Here is a 15,533-nt window from a genome sequence, read left to right as displayed (position 1 = left end):
ACGGACTCAGTCAGCGAGTTCGGGGCTCGGAACGAGCTCGAGCTGCTGGTCGAGTCCGGTCAGTTCGAGTAGCCGCTTGACCTGGCCACCGCCCTGGACCACGACCATCCGGACGCCCTCCTCGCGGACCCGCTGGTGGGCCTTGACGAGCACGCCGAGGCCGGTCGAGTCGACGAACTCGAGTTCACTGAGATCGAGGACGATCAGCGTCGAGCCGTCGATCCGGGCCAGCTCGTCCTCGAGCGCCGCGCTTGAGGACACATCGAGCTCGCCGCTCAGGCGCAGCACGGCCTTGGTTCCCTCGCTGCTGACCTCAACCTGAAAGTGCGGTTCCATCAAGGTTCGAGAGCGTACACGGAACTGACGTGCTGGGCGAGCGGACGCGGGCGCACGCACATGAGGAACACAAACGCACACTCTCAGCTTCCCGCCACGGTGCGCAGGGATCACTCCGGCAACGATCGACCCGACGTGCCGGCAACGATCGACCCGACTTTGCGGAAACGGACGATTGAAAGGCTGACGGACGGGGAATCTCAGTCTCGACAGTTTGAGACGAACAGGAGGCAGAACCATGGGTTGGTCCACATCACTCTTACTCGTTGCGATCGGCGCCGTCCTCCGCTTTGCGGTGACGGCGAGCGTGAGCGGCATCAACATCCACACCATCGGCGTGATCCTGATGATCGTCGGAGCGGTCGGGTTCCTCGTCTCGCTCCTCTGGATGGTCAACGCCGCCGACCGTGACCGCGCGGCGATCCGCGCGACGGCCGCGCCACCGGCGGAGGGATACGTGCCGCCGCGAGGTAGCGTGTGAGGCGGCAGCCGGGCTGACACAGCCGGCCTGCGGGCCCGGCTTCCCCGCGGGGGACCTCTTCCCCGCGGGGGACCTCTTCCCCGCGGGGCCTCTCCCGTTGCGGAGGCTTCCCTCGCGGCGGGCATTCCCTCGCGACACGCTCTCGCTCCATCATCTCCTCGGCGAGTCGATGGCCGGCACACCGTTCCCGGTGCGCCGGCCATCGGCCGTTCCCGGATACTCTCGTCGTGATGAGCAATCCAGCCTTCCGTCTCGTGTCCGCCCCTGCCGCGCTCGCGGGTGGCCCGGGCGGATGGGCGGCTGCGATGCTGCGGGACGGTGAGGTGGCCCTGCTGGTGGGGGCCGACTCCGCGGCCGCCAGCCGCGTCGCCCACGACCTCGGCCAGGTGACGATCCAGATCGTTCGCGCGGAGGAGACGGCCGCCGACCAGGACGCGACGGTGATCGCCTATGCGGCGAGCCTCCCGCTCATCTGGATCGCCCCGGCGTTCAGCGATCGGGTCGCCAGCTGGGCTCGTGAGCGCGGGCCGATGACCCTGCTCGTCGAAACCCCGGCTGCCCTGAGCGAAGAGGAACGCCGGCGGATCGACCGGTTCGTGGCGATCCTCGCGCGCCAGTCCGAATAGCGATCTCGTCCTCGTCGGTGCCGCCCGTTGTCATGACCCCGCCGCTGCGCTATCGCTACCACCGCTCCATCTCCCTGCGCTGGAAGGACAACGACGTCTACGGGCACGTCAACAACGTCGAGTACTACGCCTTCTTCGACACCGTCATCAACGAGTTCCTCGTGCTCGAGGCGGGCCTCGACATCCACGCCGGCCCGGTCATCGGCGTCTGTGCCGAGTCTCGCTGCCGGTTTCACGCTTCGGTCGCCTTCCCCGGGGTGGTCCGGGCCGGCCTCTGTGTCGAGCACCTCGGTCGCTCGAGCGTCCGCTACGGGATCGGGCTGTCCGAGGAAGTCCGAGACGGTGACGCCGCCGCTCCCGCCAGTGCCCACGACGGTGACGAGCACGCGCCGGCTGAGACGCGCCTGCTCGCGGAGGGATCCTTCGTGCACGTGTTCGTCGACCGGGAACGGCGTCGTCCCGCGCCGATCCCCGCAACGATTCGGGAGGCACTCGAGCAGATCCGGGCCCCCGACGCAGCCCCCACCCGATGACCGCGGTCCGGGCCGCCGTGCTCGGCGAAATGGGACGCCCCGCCCCGTACAGCGCCAGCCGCCCGCTGGAGATCCGCACCCTCGAACTTGACCCGCCCGGCCCGGGCGAACTGCGCATCCGCGTTGCGGCGGCTGGGCTCTGTCACTCGGACCTGTCGGTGATCGACGGTTCCCGCCCGCGGGTGATGCCGATGGTGCTCGGGCATGAGGCCGCCGGTGAGGTGCTTGAGGTCGGCGCCGGCGTGGAGGGGTTTGCGGCGGGAGACCACGTCATCCTCGCCTTCGTGCCGGCCTGCGGGGCCTGTGGCCCCTGCCGGGCGGGCCGTCCTGCGCTCTGTGAGCCGGGCGCGGCGGCCAACGGGGCCGGAACCCTGCTCGCCGGCGGCCGGCGCTTCCGTGACCCTGAGGATCCCGGTGCGGTCCTGCACCACCACCTCGGTGTCTCAGCGTTCGCCGAACAGACCGTCGTCTCGGCCCGTTCGGCGGTGAAGATCGACCAGGAGCTGCCCTTCGAGCTCGCCGCCCTGTTCGGCTGCGCCGTCCTCACGGGGGCCGGAGCGGCGCTCAACGCGACCGCGATCGCCGCCGGTGAACGCGTCGTCGTCTTCGGCCTCGGCGGCGTCGGTCTCGCCGCCCTGCTCGCCGCCCTCGACGCCGGCGCGGAGGTGATCGCCGTGGACCGGGTTGTCGCCAAGCTTGAGCTCGCCCGGGCGCTCGGGGTCGCCCACGCCGTGACCGCGGACGCCGCGACGGTGGAGACGCTGCGTGCGCTCACCGACGGTGGAGCTGAGCACGTGATCGAGACGGTTGGGTCGGCCGCGGTGCTCGCCCAGGCCTATGCGGCGACTCGGCGGGGCGGGACGACGGTCACCGTCGGTCTCCCACATCCCAGCCAGGAACTGTCGATCCCCGCCGTCTCCCTTGTCGCTGAGGAGCGCACGCTGCGCGGTTCCTACCTCGGCTCCTGCGTGCCGGCGCGGGACATCCCGCGGTTCATCGATCTGTACCGGTCTGGACGCCTCCCCGTGCAGCGCCTGCTCACTCACCGGATCGGCCTCGATGATCTCAACGCGGGGTTTGACCGGCTTGCCGCCGGCGAGGCGGTCCGCCAGGTCCTCCTCTTCTGAACGCGTCACGGGGAAAGGGGGTGCCGGGGCCCAGAACGCGAGCGGCCAGCCACTCACGGGTCCGGTTGGTCCTGCCGACGAGCTCGACCATACCCTCACGACATGGATCACACGCTCGGGATCGACCTCGCCTCCAAGCCCGCCACGACCGGGGTCTGTCGGCTCGCCTGGGCGCCGGACCGGACGGAGGTGGTCCTGCTCGCGGTCGGGGCTCACGCCGGCCGTCCCCTGGACGATCCGTACCTGCTCGATCTGATGTGCGGAACCGGCGGGGACGCCTCCGGCCCACCGGCGCCGGCGCGGATCGGCATCGATGCGCCCCTCGGCTGGCCTCGCGCCTTTGTCGCCGCCGTCGGTCGCTCTGGCCCCTGGCCTTTGGAGGACGAGGTTCCACCGGACCGGCTTGTCCGCCGCGCCACCGACCGCTGGATCCACGCCCACACCGGAAAGCTGCCGCTCAGCGTCAGCACCGACAGGATCGCCTATCCGGCGATGCGTGCCCAGCGAGTCCTGCGCCGCTTCCACGAACGGACCGGGACGGTCGCCGAACCGGCCGGCACCGTCGGTCCGGCCTGTGAGGTCTACCCCGACCCCGCGATCACCCGCTTCGGCCTGCGCCGGCCCGAGACCCGCGCCACCGAGACCCGCCCCAGCTACAAGGGCCCCGGCGGTCACGGCGAGCGGTCCCGGCTCGTGGCGACCCTGACCGCGGATGCGCCGTGGTTGCGGCTGAGCGCGGACCAACGGGCCGCCTGCCGCGCCGACGACAACGCCCTCGATGCGCTCATCTGCGCGCTCGTCGCCCGCTCGGTCCAGTGCGGCCACAGCTCCGGTCCGCCCGCTCCGCTTGCGGAGGACGCCGGAACGGAGGGGTGGATCCACCTTCCGCCCGTGGACGGGCTGCGGCGCCTCGCGCCGGCCGCGGCCTGAGCGTCAGAGAATCGGATGCTCGATCGCGCCGAGGCCCTCGATCTCGATCCGCACCCGGTCGCCAGGCTCGAGCCAGCGGGGCGGGTCCATGCCCGCACCGACTCCGGCCGGGGTGCCGGTGAGAATCATGTCCCCGGGACGGAGGGCGTGCGTCTCGGTGATGAAGGCGACGAGGACGTCGAGGCCGAACAGGAGCAGGGACGTGTGCGCGTCTTGGCGCAGCTCCCCGTTGACCCAGCTGCGGATCCACAGGGATTGGGGGTCGGGGACCTCGTCCGCGGTGGTGATCCACGGCCCGAACGGGCAGAACGTGTCCGCACCCTTGGCCCGCGTCCACTGGGGCTCGGTCTGCAGATCCCGAGCGGAAACGTCGTTGGCGACACAGAACCCGGCGACGGCGCCGGCGGCGCCGATGACGGCGACCAGTTCGGCCTCATAGTCGAGCTGACGCACGACCGCCGGGCGCCGTACCGGCCCTCCGGGCGCGTTGATCGCTCCGGCAGGCTTGAGGAACACGATCGGCTGGTCCGGCCGCTCGTGGGACAACTCCTCGATGTGGGCCGCGTAGTTGCGGCCGATCGCGTACACGGTGCCCGGATCGGGAATCGGCGGCTCGAGGCGGACACGGTGAAGCGGCCAGTGCGCCCCCGTCCGCACCGCCTGCGCCCGCCCGGCGAGCACCTCCTTGACCGGAGCGGTGATCGCGTGGACCTCCTCACCGAGGACGAGCCCGGCATGGCGGGAGCCCTCGGCGGTGAAGGTGGCCAGTCTCATAGGGCGAGCTTAAGCGCTCGGATGAGATCGCCGCGGTCGCCACAGATGACCCCGCCCCCGAGCCCGAGCCAGACGGCGGCGAGCGCGAGCTCGCGGGCGAGCGCGACGCTGACGGTGGGGATGTCGACGCCCGCCTCCGCGTAGGCACCGTGCACGCGCAGGACACCGGCCCGGCGGTCGGCCTTGAGATCGACGCGGGCCACCAGTCGGTCTCCGAGCAGGAACGGCAGCACGTAGTAGCCGTACACGCGCGCCGGCGCGGGCGTGTAGATCTCGATCCGGTAGCGGAACCCGAACAGCCGCTCGGTCCGGGGCCGGAAGAAGATGAGCGAGTCAAACGGGGAGATCAGCGCTCGGGCCTCGATCCGGCGCGGGCGGGCCGCCTCGTGCCAGAGATAGGCGGGCACCGTCCAGCCTGTCACCTCCACCGGGATCAGCTCCCCCGTCTCGACAAGCTCGGCCACACGGGTGCGTGAGCGCGCCCGCTCGAGCCGAAAGTAGTCCCCGAGATCGGGCTCGGCGGCGACCCCGAGGGCTCGGGCGGCGATCCGCACGAGTTCACGCTCGGCGTCGGCCCGTGGTGGGGTCGGCGCCGCGAGGATGTCCGGCGCGAGGATCCGGCCGATCAGGTCGTAGTGGCGCTCGAAGTTGATCCGTCGGGCCGCGCCGACCTCGCCCCGGTAGAAGAGGTACTCGAGGGCGACCTTGCCCTCATGCCAGTTCCACATCGCCCCCGCCGCCGCGGGAACGCGGACCGCGCCGGTCTCCCGCGCCCGGACGGGCCCGCGCTCGTGAACGAGCCGGCGGGTGGCGGCGATCAGCTCCGGCCGGTCCCGGGCGAGCCGCTGCAGCGATCCCCAGGCGCCGCCCAGGTCGTCCATCCGCCAGCGCAGCAGCGGGTGGAGCTCGACCGGCACGAGTGAGGCCTCATGGGCCCAGTATTCGACGAGCCGGCGGGTGTAGGGCCCGCGTCCGTGGGCGCTGATGCGGTCGAGCAGGCCGCGGTCGTAGGGGCCGAGCCGCGAGAAGATCGGCATGTAGTGGGCGCGGCAGAAGACGTTGACCGAGTCGAGCTGGAGCAACCCGAGGCGGCGCACGAGCCGGGTCAGCTGGGCGAGGCCCGGTGGCCGGTCGTCGTCCCGCGGACCGGACTGGAACCCCTGAGCGGCGAGGGCGATCCGCCGGGCGGCAGCGGCGCTGAGAGTCTCGCTCCCCACGCTCCGCAGGCTACCCGGGGCGGGTACGGGCCAGGCGGATGCCACCCCGCACCACTTCCGCGCTCATCGCCTGCGCGGCGGGGACCGCCTCGACGGTGACGAGGCCGGTCCTGGCGGTGAGCGCGTCGATGGTCGCGAACGCCCGCTGGATGCGGTCGGGCGTGTCGAGGACGACGGTGAGCACCGGCGCCCGGCGCTGGCGGGCCAGCCACGCCTCCCCCCGCGGCGGGTGCTCGCCGTGGAAGCCCCAGACACCACGGAGGGTCGTCGCCCCGGCCACACCCTGTGAGCGCAGTTGCGAGACGATCGCCCGGTGCAGGGGCAGGCCGTCGTGGCGGTCGTGCTCGAAGCTGTGCACGGTCAGCTTCTGCCAGATCGCCAGCCCGTGTTCGTCGCGCTCGCGCACCGGCTCGGGTGGGGCATGGAGGACCCCGTCACGTTTGCAGACCGCGATCCGCTCCCGAATCAGAGTCGGCTCGCTCAGACCGGCGGCGATCGCGTCCGCGGCGGACTGGACGCGAGCGTCGGGGCCGACGGCGAGTATGAGCATCGGGACGTCGGCGTTGGCGGCGAAGAAGCGCGCGCGCCGGCGCGAGCCGGCCCGGGTTCCGTCGACGCCGAGCAGCGCCGTCGCGCCGGCGAGCTCGTGCTCGCGGAACAGTTCAGTGACGGCGAGGAACGCCGGACGTCGCCCGATCCGCTCGCGGCGTCCGATGGCGACGGTGAGTTTGCTGTCGGGGGACGCCACCGCCGACGCCGTGTCGCCGGTGAGCCCGCGTGCCCGTTCGAGGGTGACGAGGCCGCGACGCTGCAGGCCGAGTACGTCGGCGAGTACCGCCTCGATCCGGTCTGGGCGGTCGATCGCGATGCTGAGGACGGGGAGGTCCTCGGACAGGCTGAGCAGCTGGTCGGTCCGCAGCCGGTGGGTGAGACCGAATCCGCCGATCCCCCGCAGCAGCACGCTCGTGTGCAGCTTCCGGGCGCCATAGAGGTCAAGCAGCGCGTCGGCGAGGAGGTGGCCCTCGGCCGTGCGGTCACGCTCGCCGAAGTAGGTCGTCAGCTTCAGCCGCTCCGCACTCACAGCGCAGCTCCGATCAGATGTCCGAGGGCGACGGCGCCGAAACCGACTCCGAGGCTGACGGTGAGGTTGGCCAGGGCGCGGGAGAACTCGGCGCCTTCGGCCAGCCGGTGGGTCTCCAGCATCCAGGTGGAGAAGGTCGTGTAGGCGCCGACGGTCGCCGTCCCGGCGAGCAGAAGGGCGTCCCCTCCCAGGGCGAGACCGGTCAGCAGCCCGAGGGTGAAGGCGCCGGAGATGTTGATGACGAACGTGCCGTAGGGGAACCGGCCGCCGCTGCGCCGGGAGATCCAGGTGTCGATCAGGAAGCGGGCGACGGCGCCGATGCCGCCGAGACAGGCGACGCCGATCCAGGTCAGGGCGCTCACCGCAGCACCCGTGCCCGCCGAGCGAGCGCGCTTGCCGCCCCGACCGCGCTGTAGCCGCCGACGAGGCTCGCCACGGCGTAGCCGGCCGCGAGCCCGTCGCAGTGGTGCTCGAGCATCGTCAGGAGCTGCAGCTGTAGCGTGGAGAAGGTGGTGAACGCGCCGCAGAACCCGGTTCCCGCCAGCGGCCGCGGGTAGGTGGAGATCGGCAGTCGCTCCTGCAGGCGGGTGATGAGCCAGCCGAGCAGGAACGCGCCCGCGAGGTTGATCGCGAAGATCGCCCACGGCCACGCGGTTGGGCCGGAGGGGAACAGGTCACCGAGCCCGACCCGCGCGAGCGCTCCGGCCATGCCGCCGCCGAAGATCGCCGCCAGCTCACGGATATCGACAGACAGGGCTCCTCCTCAGCACGTGGACCGTTGCGCGAAAAGAAGCCATCAGCCCGATCTCGGGCGGTTTGGGCCGGCCGCCACAGCGCCGGTCCGCCAGAGCCTCATCTGACGCGGCGGAGCATATCGAAGGCCGCGCCCGACGATCGGGTTGCCACGTCGGTCGCGCTGGCGACCCGATCACGGTCCGGCGGGTGCGGGTGGGTGCGATCCCGGGCGGGCGGGGCGGGCAACCGAGCGCCGGGAGGGGGCGGGCCGGACCGGGGGGCGGTAGCCTCCCCGCCCATGCCGCAGCCCGCCCGCACCGAGCCGCCCGCCATCCCCGGGGTACGCCGCTCCCGCGTTCACGCCCGCGGAGTCGACTTTCACGTCACGGAGGCGGGACCGGCCGACGGGCTCGCCGTCCTCGCTCTCCACGGCTGGCCCCAGCACCACTACGAGTGGCGGGACCTGCTCGCCGATCCGCCCGCCGGCCTGCGGATCATCGCCCCGGACCTGCCCGGCTACGGATGGTCCGGGGCGGCCCCCCACCGCTGGCGCAAGGAGGATGTCGCCAGCGATCTGCTCGCCCTGCTGGATGCGCTCGGGCTGCGCCGGGTCGTCCTCCTCGGACACGACTGGGGCGGATATGTCGGCCATCTCCTCGCACTGCGGGCGCCCGACCGCTTTCTCGCCTACCTCGTCCTCAACATCGCCCACCCCTGGAACGACGGCTCCAGCTACGGCCCGCACGTCTGGCGTTCGCTCACCTACATGCCGATGATCGCCTTTGCCGGCATCCCGATCCAGACCCGCACCGAGATCGTCTACTGGAGCCTGCGCTACCAGTACGTCCCCCGGCGGACCGGCGTGAGCGACGCCGACCTGCGCATCTTCGCCGACCGCTTCCGTGACCCCGTCTGTGCCGCGGCGGGCCGGGACACCTACCGGACCTTCCTCACACAGGAGCTGCCCGCCCTCCGGCGCGCTCCCGAGAGCCGTCGCTCCCGGGTCCCGACCCGCTGTGTCTTCGGAACCAAGGACTTCGCCGTCCACCACAGCCTCGCGTCCGCTCGGACCGCCAACGCCGAGGACTACGCCCTCGAGCTGATCGAGGGCGTCGGCCACTTCATCTCCGACGAGCGGCCCGACATCGTCCGCGACCGTCTCATCCGGTGCGTCGACGAGTTCAACCTGGCCGGATGAACCCGGCGCGGTCCGCCTCGACGGCGGACCGCACATGACAGCCGCAGACGTGCTCGTTGACGAGGCCCATCGCCTGGAGGAAGCTGTGCACGGTCGTCGGCCCGACAAAGCACCAGCCACGGCGCTTGAGTTCGCGGGCGAGGGTGCGCGAGGCCGCCGACTCCGACCGCGGCTCCGGCGTCCCGGCGGCTGACCCGGCCGCTTGGGCCTCAGGTTCAAAGCGCCAGACAAACGCGGCGAGGGACCCCTCGGCGTCGATCAGTTCAACCGCCGCGCGGGCGTTGGTGATCACCGCCGCGATCTTGGCGCGATGGCGCACGATTCCCGGATCCTCGAGCCGGGCGGCGATCTCCGGCTCCCCCCAGCCGGCGAGGCGATGGAAGTCAAAGCCGCAGAAGGCGCGACGGAAGTTCTCTCGTTTCTTGAGGATCGTCAGCCAGGACAGCCCGGCCTGGAACCCCTCGAGCGAGAGCTTCTCAAACAGGGCGACGTCATCGGCGACCGGCCGGCCCCACTCGTCGTCGTGGTAGGCGCGGTAGAGCGGGGGAGCGTCCCCCCACCGGCAGCGGGCGCGGCCGTCATCGCCGATGATCAACGGATCGTGGCTGGCCATCTGCGCATTATCGCCACCGCCCTGCGGGATGCGGCCCGCATCGATCGCGAGCGGATCTCGCTCCGGGCGGGGGCCGTCGCGGCGCTCCCGGTCGTGGTGATGCTCGCCCTCGGCACCGCGCTGCGCCAGCCGGTCGCGGCGATCACGCTCGGCGTCGGGGCGATGCTCGTCGGCCTCGCCTGGCGGGCCGGGGACTCGCCCCTGAGTCCGCCGCTGGAGACGATGGCGGCGGCAGCGCTGATGCTCGCGCTCGCCACCGTCGTCGGAACGGTCACCGGCCGCTGGCCGTGGCTGCATCTGACGGTGCTTGCCGGGGCCTGCCTGCTCGCGGGCCTGGGGACCGCGACGGGCCGTGGCGGGACGGTGATCGGCACCCAGACCCTGATCGCCTACATCGTCTTCGGCCGCTTTCCCGAATCGCCGCTCGGAGCCGTCCGCCTCGCCGGGCTGGTTCTCGGCGGCGCTGGCGCCCAGATCCTCTCGGCGAGCCTGATCGCCGCTCCACTCGCGTGGCGGCGCCAGCGCCACGCCCTCGCGTACGCCTACCGGGAGCTCGCCGCCATCAGCGCCCAACTCGGCGGCTCCGGTGTCGCCGCCGCCGAGGCGTTCGACCGGGCCGAGCAGGCGCTCGCCGCCCCCGCCCTGTTCGGCGACCCCGAGCGTGCCGGCCTCGTGATGCTCAACGCCGAGGGCCGCCGGATCCGGCTCGAACTGCTCGTGCTCGGATCTGCGCTCGCCGCCGCGGGGATCGGTGCCGAGGTGGTCGCCCCGGCGGCTGAACGCTTCAGCGCCGCCCTCGAGCTGATCGCCGCCGGGGTTTCCGGGGAGCATGCGGTGGCGGATCTCGCCGCCGGCGGGGCGGCTCTGCGCGCGTGGACGGAGGCGCGCCCGCCGCTGGACGCCCCGCTGGTCGAGGCCCGCCTCGCCGCGCTCGGAGGTCAGGTGCGCGCCGCTCTGCGCCAGGCGGAGGTCGTCACCGGGCAGGGCCCTCGCCCGCTCTGGCGTCTCCCCCACCCGCGGCTCGGGCGGCGGCGTCCGCTCGCCGGCGCCGTGACCGCGATCGCACGGATGCGGGCGGGTGCGAGCCTTCGCGCCCCGGCCGGCCGTCACGCTGTGCGCCTCGCCGCCGTCGTGCTCCTCACCGCGCTGCTCGTTCACCTGCTCGCCCTCCCGCGCGGCTACTGGGCGGTGCTTGCCGCGGCGACGGTCCTGCGTCCCAACATCGCCGCGACGCTCACCCGTGGCGCTGAGCGGATGGGGGGCACGGTCCTCGGGGCGGTGCTCGCGACCCTTATCGTCGTCGCGATCGACCCCTCCGGGTGGGGGATCGTCGTGACGATCGGAACGCTCGCGGTGCTCACCTACACCGTCTTCTCCGGGTCCTTCGCCCTCGGAGTGGCCGGCTTCACCGCGATGGTCGTCTTCCTCCTCCACCCGGTCGCCCCGGACTCGGTCACCATCGCCCTCGACCGCGGGCTCGACACCCTGATCGGCGGCACGATCGCGCTCGTCGCCTACCTGCTGTGGCCGACGTGGTCGGCGCGGGCATTGCCTCGCGCTCTGGTCGGCCTGCTCGACGCCCAGGGCCGCTACCTCGCCGCGGTCCTCTCCGACCTCCTCGACGGCCCCACGGGCCGGCGGGCTCAGGCGGCGGGGCTCGCTCCGCTCGCCCGGCGGGCCCGGATCGCCTACGCGGACCTGGAGTCGCTGCTCACCGTCGCCGCCGAGGAGCCGGACCGGGAGGGAGGGCCGGTAAGGCCGGGTGACCGTCCGGCGCTGCTCGGTGCGCTGCGCCGCCTCACCTACGCGATCCATGCCCTGCGCCTGAGCGAGGGTGACTCTGGGGCGGCCCACCCCGAGCTCGCCCCCCTCGCCCACGGCCTCCTCGACGCCGTGCGCGACCTCCGCCGGCCGGTCGAACCGTCGACCCTCGCCCCGGGCCTCCACTGGGGCCCCACGGCCCCGATGCTGTCACCGACACAGGAGGCGGCCCGGCCGACACCGCGGGCGCTGTTGCGCGGCTCCGCCGGTGAGCTGGGCGGACCGGTCGGCCTGGCCCTCGATGAGCTCGTTGACGCCGTCAACAGTGTCGCGGCGATCCTCGCCCCTGAGTGAAACGGCCCGGGGCGGCTCGGCACAGCTCCGGCGCAGCCCGCAACTTCGCCCGGCTCAAGCGCGTTTGTGACCCCATGCGCTGCACCGGAACCTGCAGAGTGTCGCCACGGCACCCTGGTAGAACTAACGTCTTGTCTCTCCGTGCCCGATCCCTCGCTCCGCTCGGCGGACTGCTTCTTCTGCTGCTCGTTCTCCCCGGACTGGCCAGCGCGGCCACGTTCCACTGGCACAAGGCGATCCGGCTCGAGCCGATTCGTAACGGCGGTCTTGACGCCGTCTCCTGCGCGAACGCGAAGTTCTGCGTCGCTGGCGATCAGTCCGGCGACATCACCTGGACGGTTCGCCCGACCGCGGGCAACGGCTCCTGGATCCGACCGTTCCACGTCGACTCGGCCGGCCCGATCACCGGGATCTCCTGCCCGACCCCGAGCTTCTGCGCCGCCGTCGATCAGGCCGGATCGATCGTCTACTCCCTCCATCCGACCAAAGGCCCCCGGTTCTGGAGCCGGCCGGTACGGATCGACAGTGCCCTCTCCGTCGGCGGCGGACCGGCCGGTCTGACCGCGATCTCCTGCCCGTCGGCAAGGCTATGTGTCGCCGTCGATGGCGCCGCCAACGCGAACGTGCTCGTCTCGACGGACCCGACCGGCGGGAAGGCGGCGTGGAGCACCGTCGCCCTCGAGGGGCCGGCGACGAGCGTCTCCTGCTCGACCGTCACCCTCTGCGTCATCGGCGGCAGCCAGCGCTACGTCTCCACCGACCCGACGAGCACGACCGCCTGGAAGGCGGGCGGGGCGCTCGGCAACGGCGTCTATCAGTCCGTCGACTGTGTCGGCCTGCGTCTCTGCATCGGGGTCGGGTTCTCCAACACGAGCCCGGGACTGGCGAGCGCAACCGCGACGCCGACCGGCACCTGGTCGGCCCCGGTGTCCGTGGTCGCCGACCCGCCGGGGATCGGGAGCGGCCTCCTCGACGCCGTCGGCTGTACCCGCGGGACCTGCGTCGCTCTCGACGGTTTTGACAACGCGTACGTCAGCAGCCAGGCGCTGAAGGGGATCTGGAGCGCCGCGACGGCGATCCGGCCCAAGTCGGCGAGCCAGTTCAACGCCATCTCCTGCACGAGCGGTCTCTGTGTCGTCGTCGACTCCGCCGGCGTCGAGACGACCGGCATCCTCAGCTGAGGTCCCGTGCCGGGGCCGGCCCGGCGACGCCCTCAGCGCCGGCGGTCGCGAAACTCCTCGAGCGTCGCCGCCTCCGACAGCGCCACCCGGTCGACGGCGCCGACATGGAGGTCGTGACCGGCGTCCCGGCACCAGAACCGCGGGTGGCGCCGCAGCCATGCGAGCGCATCCCGGCGTCCCAGCTCGATCAGCTCAGCGGTGAACTCCTGATCGAACAGGAGAAAGCTCAGCAGCTCCCCCCGCGCCTGGGAGCTCGAGCCGAGCACCCGGGAGATAAGCGTGTAGTCGAGGTCGCGCAGGCTCGCCAGCCCGCCATAGCGGCGCTGGAAGACCTGCTGGGCGATCCGTCCGATCTCCCCGTGCCGGCGGGGAGAGACGAGCGCGTAGGAGATCGGCCGGTAGGGCTGGTGCCCGCGGGAGACGCGGTAGCTCAGCGACGATCGGTGTGTGCCGGTCGTCGCGTCCTCGACGAAGAAGCTGTTGATCAGCGCGAGGCGGCGGACGTCATGGGCGACCTGGTCGACAAGCATCCCGTCGAGGACGTTGGCGGCGACGTCGGCCAGCGACGGCCCGCGGGGGGACGCCGGCCGGGCCCCGGCCGGCCGGAACGGCTCGAGGCCGATCACGATCACCCGGTCGGCACCGAGATTGAGTGCGGGCTTGATCGGGCTGTTGAGCCGGGTGCCCCCGTCGGCGTAGTAGCCGACCGATCGCCGCGGAGTCGTCACCTCGATCGCCGGGAACAGCACCGGGATCGCCGCCGAGGCCCGGACGTGCTCGCCGCTGAGGCGCGTGCCGACGTAGCGGACATCATCGTCGTAGAGGCGCGGGGGTCCGTCGGCGGCGGCGACGAAGGCGACCGGCTCGCCGCTGCTGATCGAGGTGGCGATCACGCATGTCTTCACGAGCCGGCTCTGCACGTTGGCCTCAAGACCGTCCCAGTCGATCCAGCGGTCGAGGCTGGCGGCAAGCGGCGAGGGGTCGAGCAGGGAGGCGGGCCCGGCGCCACCGGGCGCGCCGGTGATGTGCCCGATCAGGCGCGCGACGGTCCGCAGCCCGCCGGTGCCGACGATCGGCGCGATCACGTCCCGTTTGCGCATCGCCAGCCACAGGCTCCGGGCGGCTTCGGTCTGCTCGGCGGCACCGAGGTGCGCCCGGGCGGCGAAAGCGGCCGCGTTGATCGCCCCGACGCTCGTTCCGCACCACACGCTCACCCGCTCACCGCGCGCCTCGAGGACCGGCAGCAGCTCAGACAGGGCGCCGACCTCATAGGCGCCTCGGGCGCCGCCGCCGGGCAGGACGACCGCGACGGTCGGCCGCTCCCGGCTCGCGGTGAGCGTCGCCTCGAGCATCAGTGCGCTGTCCCGGCGAGCAGCGCCTCGATCCGGCGGTAGGGGGCCTGATCGATCTCCTCCGCAGTGCCCAGCGTCGGCCCGCCCTCCGGATCGTTGCAGTGGCCCGCCCCCCGGCGGGTGGCCCCGAGCGCGTCACTGCCGTCGTCGAAGGTGACGATCGCCCCACGGCTCAGGAGCTCCTCGACGATCTCGTCGCGTCCCCGCCAGCAGGCTTGGCCGAGCGGACCGGCGGCCGTCCGGTCACCGTTGAGCCGTGCCCCCCGGTCCAGCAGGACCGCGACGTCGGCCCGGGCCCCCCGGGCGACGGCGACACGAAGCAGCTCATCGAGCACCGCCATGTGCGCCCGGGCCTCAAGCACGGGGGCGGGCCGGTCGGCCGCTCCCGCGCCGATGAGCAATTGGGCGACGGCCTCATCCCCCCACAGTCGGGCGACCTGGACAGCGGAGAGCCCGAATCTGTCGAGCACCTCCGGTGGCGCCCCGGCCCCGAGCAGGTGGCGGACCGTGTGCGGGCCACGACGGTGCCATACCGCGTGTTGCAGGTGCCTGGCGTCCGCCCGTGCCCCGCTCTCACAGAATGCGGCGACCATCGCCGGGTGATCGAACTCGAGGGCGCGTCCGAGGGCGCGACTGACCGTCTCGGGCTCCGTGCCGGCGACGATCAGCAGGCGCGCGCACTCGGGGTTGGCCACCTCGGCTGCGTGGTAGAGCGCCTCTCCGGCTGTCGCCTGCTCGGGGCCGGCGTCGTTGGGGTCGGCGCCCGCGTCGAGCAGCATCCGGGTCATCTCTGGATCCCCGGCGATCCCGGCGGCGCCGTGGATCGGGGCCTGCACCCACCCGTCACGGTGAAAGGAGAGGTTGGGGTCAGCGCCGAGTTCGAGCAGGACGCTGACGACCTCCCGCAACCCGAGGGCACGCGCGGGGTCGACCCGGCCGAGCCGTGAGAAGGTCGCATAGTGCAACGGGGTTCGGCCCAGCGGGGTGAAGAACATGTTCGCCCGGTCCGGGTCGGCGCTCACGAGCCGCCGGACGACGTCAGCCTCCCCGCAGGCCGCCGCGGCGGCGAGGTCGAAGCGGCCGAGGCGCGGATCCTGGGCGAGTAGGTCACGCGCGGTGGAGACGAGCGCCGAGCAGGCGCTCCACACCACGGCCTCGGCCTGGTCCGCCAATGTGTCGCTCACAGCCACCCAACACCGACGATACCGAGCCGCCTCTAAGGCGGTACCTTCAC

The 15,533-nt window shown here is 72.5% G+C and carries 17 protein-coding genes; 8 read left to right on the top strand and 9 right to left on the bottom strand.

What is annotated here, in order from left to right; genetic code table 11:
• Positions 1 to 6 precede the first annotated feature (6 nt).
• Positions 7 to 336 (bottom strand): STAS domain-containing protein, encoded by a 330-nt coding sequence (locus M3M55_RS00400; protein ID WP_249010846.1) that lies wholly within the window; start codon positions 334 to 336, stop codon positions 7 to 9.
• 238 nt (positions 337 to 574) lie between these two features.
• Here M3M55_RS00400 and M3M55_RS00395 point away from each other — a divergent pair, with 238 nt between their 5' ends.
• The 5 genes from M3M55_RS00395 to M3M55_RS00375 all read left to right on the top strand — a co-directional run bounded on the left by M3M55_RS00395 (position 575) and on the right by M3M55_RS00375 (position 4,033).
• Positions 575 to 817 (top strand): DUF6458 family protein, encoded by a 243-nt coding sequence (locus tag M3M55_RS00395; protein ID WP_249010845.1) that lies wholly within the window; start codon positions 575 to 577, stop codon positions 815 to 817.
• A gap of 230 nt (positions 818 to 1,047) precedes the next feature.
• Positions 1,048 to 1,443, top strand: coding sequence for a hypothetical protein (locus tag M3M55_RS00390; protein WP_249010844.1), 396 nt, complete (start codon positions 1,048 to 1,050; stop codon positions 1,441 to 1,443).
• A gap of 32 nt (positions 1,444 to 1,475) precedes the next feature.
• Positions 1,476 to 1,976 carry an acyl-CoA thioesterase gene (locus M3M55_RS00385; protein WP_371878786.1) on the top strand — a complete coding sequence of 167 codons (501 nt, stop codon included), beginning with the start codon at positions 1,476 to 1,478 and terminating at the stop codon, positions 1,974 to 1,976.
• The gene (locus M3M55_RS00380; protein WP_249010842.1) at positions 1,973 to 3,103 is read left to right on the top strand and encodes a zinc-binding dehydrogenase; all 1,131 of its coding nucleotides are present in this window, start codon (positions 1,973 to 1,975) and stop codon (positions 3,101 to 3,103) included. Before M3M55_RS00385 ends, M3M55_RS00380 begins: the two co-directional genes overlap by 4 nt.
• 102 nt (positions 3,104 to 3,205) lie before the next feature.
• A complete protein-coding gene (locus M3M55_RS00375) occupies positions 3,206 to 4,033 on the top strand; it encodes a DUF429 domain-containing protein (protein WP_249010841.1) in 828 nt (275 codons plus the stop codon).
• A 3-nt stretch (positions 4,034 to 4,036) separates the two neighbouring features.
• On the opposite strand, the gene M3M55_RS00370 is transcribed toward M3M55_RS00375, so the two are convergent.
• Genes M3M55_RS00370 through crcB (M3M55_RS00350) form a run of 5 tightly spaced genes read right to left on the bottom strand, consistent with a single transcriptional unit; the run spans position 4,037 to position 7,859 of the window.
• Entirely contained in the window at positions 4,037 to 4,807 is a 771-nt protein-coding gene (locus tag M3M55_RS00370) for a fumarylacetoacetate hydrolase family protein (RefSeq protein WP_249010840.1), read from the bottom strand.
• Positions 4,804 to 6,033 (bottom strand): winged helix-turn-helix domain-containing protein, encoded by a 1,230-nt coding sequence (locus M3M55_RS00365; RefSeq protein ID WP_371878785.1) that lies wholly within the window; start codon positions 6,031 to 6,033, stop codon positions 4,804 to 4,806. The genes M3M55_RS00370 and M3M55_RS00365 overlap by 4 nt, the downstream gene beginning before the upstream one ends.
• Position 6,034: 1 nt before the next feature.
• Positions 6,035 to 7,105 carry a DUF190 domain-containing protein gene (locus M3M55_RS00360; protein WP_249010838.1) on the bottom strand — a complete coding sequence of 357 codons (1,071 nt, stop codon included), beginning with the start codon at positions 7,103 to 7,105 and terminating at the stop codon, positions 6,035 to 6,037.
• The gene (crcB, locus tag M3M55_RS00355; protein WP_249010837.1) at positions 7,102 to 7,467 is read right to left on the bottom strand and encodes a fluoride efflux transporter CrcB; all 366 of its coding nucleotides are present in this window, start codon (positions 7,465 to 7,467) and stop codon (positions 7,102 to 7,104) included. Before crcB (M3M55_RS00355) ends, M3M55_RS00360 begins: the two co-directional genes overlap by 4 nt.
• The gene (gene crcB / locus M3M55_RS00350) at positions 7,464 to 7,859 is read right to left on the bottom strand and encodes a fluoride efflux transporter CrcB (RefSeq protein ID WP_371878784.1); all 396 of its coding nucleotides are present in this window, start codon (positions 7,857 to 7,859) and stop codon (positions 7,464 to 7,466) included. The genes crcB (M3M55_RS00355) and crcB (M3M55_RS00350) overlap by 4 nt, the downstream gene beginning before the upstream one ends.
• Positions 7,860 to 8,138: 279 nt before the next feature.
• Between crcB (M3M55_RS00350) and M3M55_RS00345 the strand changes: the two genes are divergently transcribed.
• The gene (locus tag M3M55_RS00345) at positions 8,139 to 9,038 is read left to right on the top strand and encodes an alpha/beta fold hydrolase (protein ID WP_249010835.1); all 900 of its coding nucleotides are present in this window, start codon (positions 8,139 to 8,141) and stop codon (positions 9,036 to 9,038) included.
• Here the strand turns inward: M3M55_RS00345 and M3M55_RS00340 are convergent.
• Positions 9,022 to 9,651, bottom strand: coding sequence for a DNA-3-methyladenine glycosylase I (locus tag M3M55_RS00340; RefSeq protein ID WP_249010834.1), 630 nt, complete (start codon positions 9,649 to 9,651; stop codon positions 9,022 to 9,024). The two genes, M3M55_RS00345 and M3M55_RS00340, sit on opposite strands and share 17 nt — an antisense overlap.
• Here M3M55_RS00340 and M3M55_RS00335 point away from each other — a divergent pair.
• On the top strand, positions 9,640 to 11,766 hold the full coding sequence (locus M3M55_RS00335; RefSeq protein ID WP_249010833.1) for an FUSC family protein: 2,127 nt from the start codon (positions 9,640 to 9,642) through the stop codon (positions 11,764 to 11,766). The genes M3M55_RS00340 and M3M55_RS00335 overlap by 12 nt on opposite strands.
• A 131-nt stretch (positions 11,767 to 11,897) precedes the next feature.
• Positions 11,898 to 12,947, top strand: a complete 1,050-nt coding sequence (locus M3M55_RS00330) for a hypothetical protein (RefSeq protein WP_249010832.1) — start codon at positions 11,898 to 11,900, stop codon at positions 12,945 to 12,947.
• 32 nt (positions 12,948 to 12,979) lie between these two features.
• Here the strand turns inward: M3M55_RS00330 and M3M55_RS00325 are convergent, their stop codons facing one another.
• Both M3M55_RS00325 and M3M55_RS00320 read right to left on the bottom strand, forming a co-directional pair.
• Positions 12,980 to 14,299 (bottom strand): patatin-like phospholipase family protein, encoded by a 1,320-nt coding sequence (locus M3M55_RS00325; protein ID WP_249010831.1) that lies wholly within the window; start codon positions 14,297 to 14,299, stop codon positions 12,980 to 12,982.
• The gene (locus M3M55_RS00320) at positions 14,299 to 15,483 is read right to left on the bottom strand and encodes an ankyrin repeat domain-containing protein (protein WP_249010830.1); all 1,185 of its coding nucleotides are present in this window, start codon (positions 15,481 to 15,483) and stop codon (positions 14,299 to 14,301) included. The genes M3M55_RS00325 and M3M55_RS00320 overlap by 1 nt, the downstream gene beginning before the upstream one ends.
• Positions 15,484 to 15,533 lie beyond the last annotated feature (50 nt).

This window comes from Conexibacter sp. DBS9H8 (genome assembly GCF_023330685.1).
Lineage (GTDB): Bacteria > Actinomycetota > Thermoleophilia > Solirubrobacterales > Solirubrobacteraceae > Palsa-465.
This window is presented reverse-complemented; position numbering and strand designations above follow the sequence as displayed.

Excerpts from the sequence above, each read along its gene's own strand:
- M3M55_RS00400 (WP_249010846.1), bottom strand. The coding sequence starts at position 336 with ATGGAACCGCACTTTCAGGTTGAGGTCAGCAGCGAGGGAACCAAGGCC.
- M3M55_RS00395 (WP_249010845.1), top strand. The coding sequence starts at position 575 with ATGGGTTGGTCCACATCACTCTTACTCGTTGCGATCGGCGCCGTCCTC.
- M3M55_RS00390 (WP_249010844.1), top strand. The coding sequence starts at position 1,048 with ATGAGCAATCCAGCCTTCCGTCTCGTGTCCGCCCCTGCCGCGCTCGCG.
- M3M55_RS00385 (WP_371878786.1), top strand. The coding sequence starts at position 1,476 with ATGACCCCGCCGCTGCGCTATCGCTACCACCGCTCCATCTCCCTGCGC.
- M3M55_RS00380 (WP_249010842.1), top strand. The coding sequence starts at position 1,973 with ATGACCGCGGTCCGGGCCGCCGTGCTCGGCGAAATGGGACGCCCCGCC.
- M3M55_RS00375 (WP_249010841.1), top strand. The coding sequence starts at position 3,206 with ATGGATCACACGCTCGGGATCGACCTCGCCTCCAAGCCCGCCACGACC.
- M3M55_RS00370 (WP_249010840.1), bottom strand. The coding sequence starts at position 4,807 with ATGAGACTGGCCACCTTCACCGCCGAGGGCTCCCGCCATGCCGGGCTC.
- M3M55_RS00345 (WP_249010835.1), top strand. The coding sequence starts at position 8,139 with ATGCCGCAGCCCGCCCGCACCGAGCCGCCCGCCATCCCCGGGGTACGC.
- M3M55_RS00340 (WP_249010834.1), bottom strand. The coding sequence starts at position 9,651 with ATGGCCAGCCACGATCCGTTGATCATCGGCGATGACGGCCGCGCCCGC.
- M3M55_RS00325 (WP_249010831.1), bottom strand. The coding sequence starts at position 14,299 with ATGCTCGAGGCGACGCTCACCGCGAGCCGGGAGCGGCCGACCGTCGCG.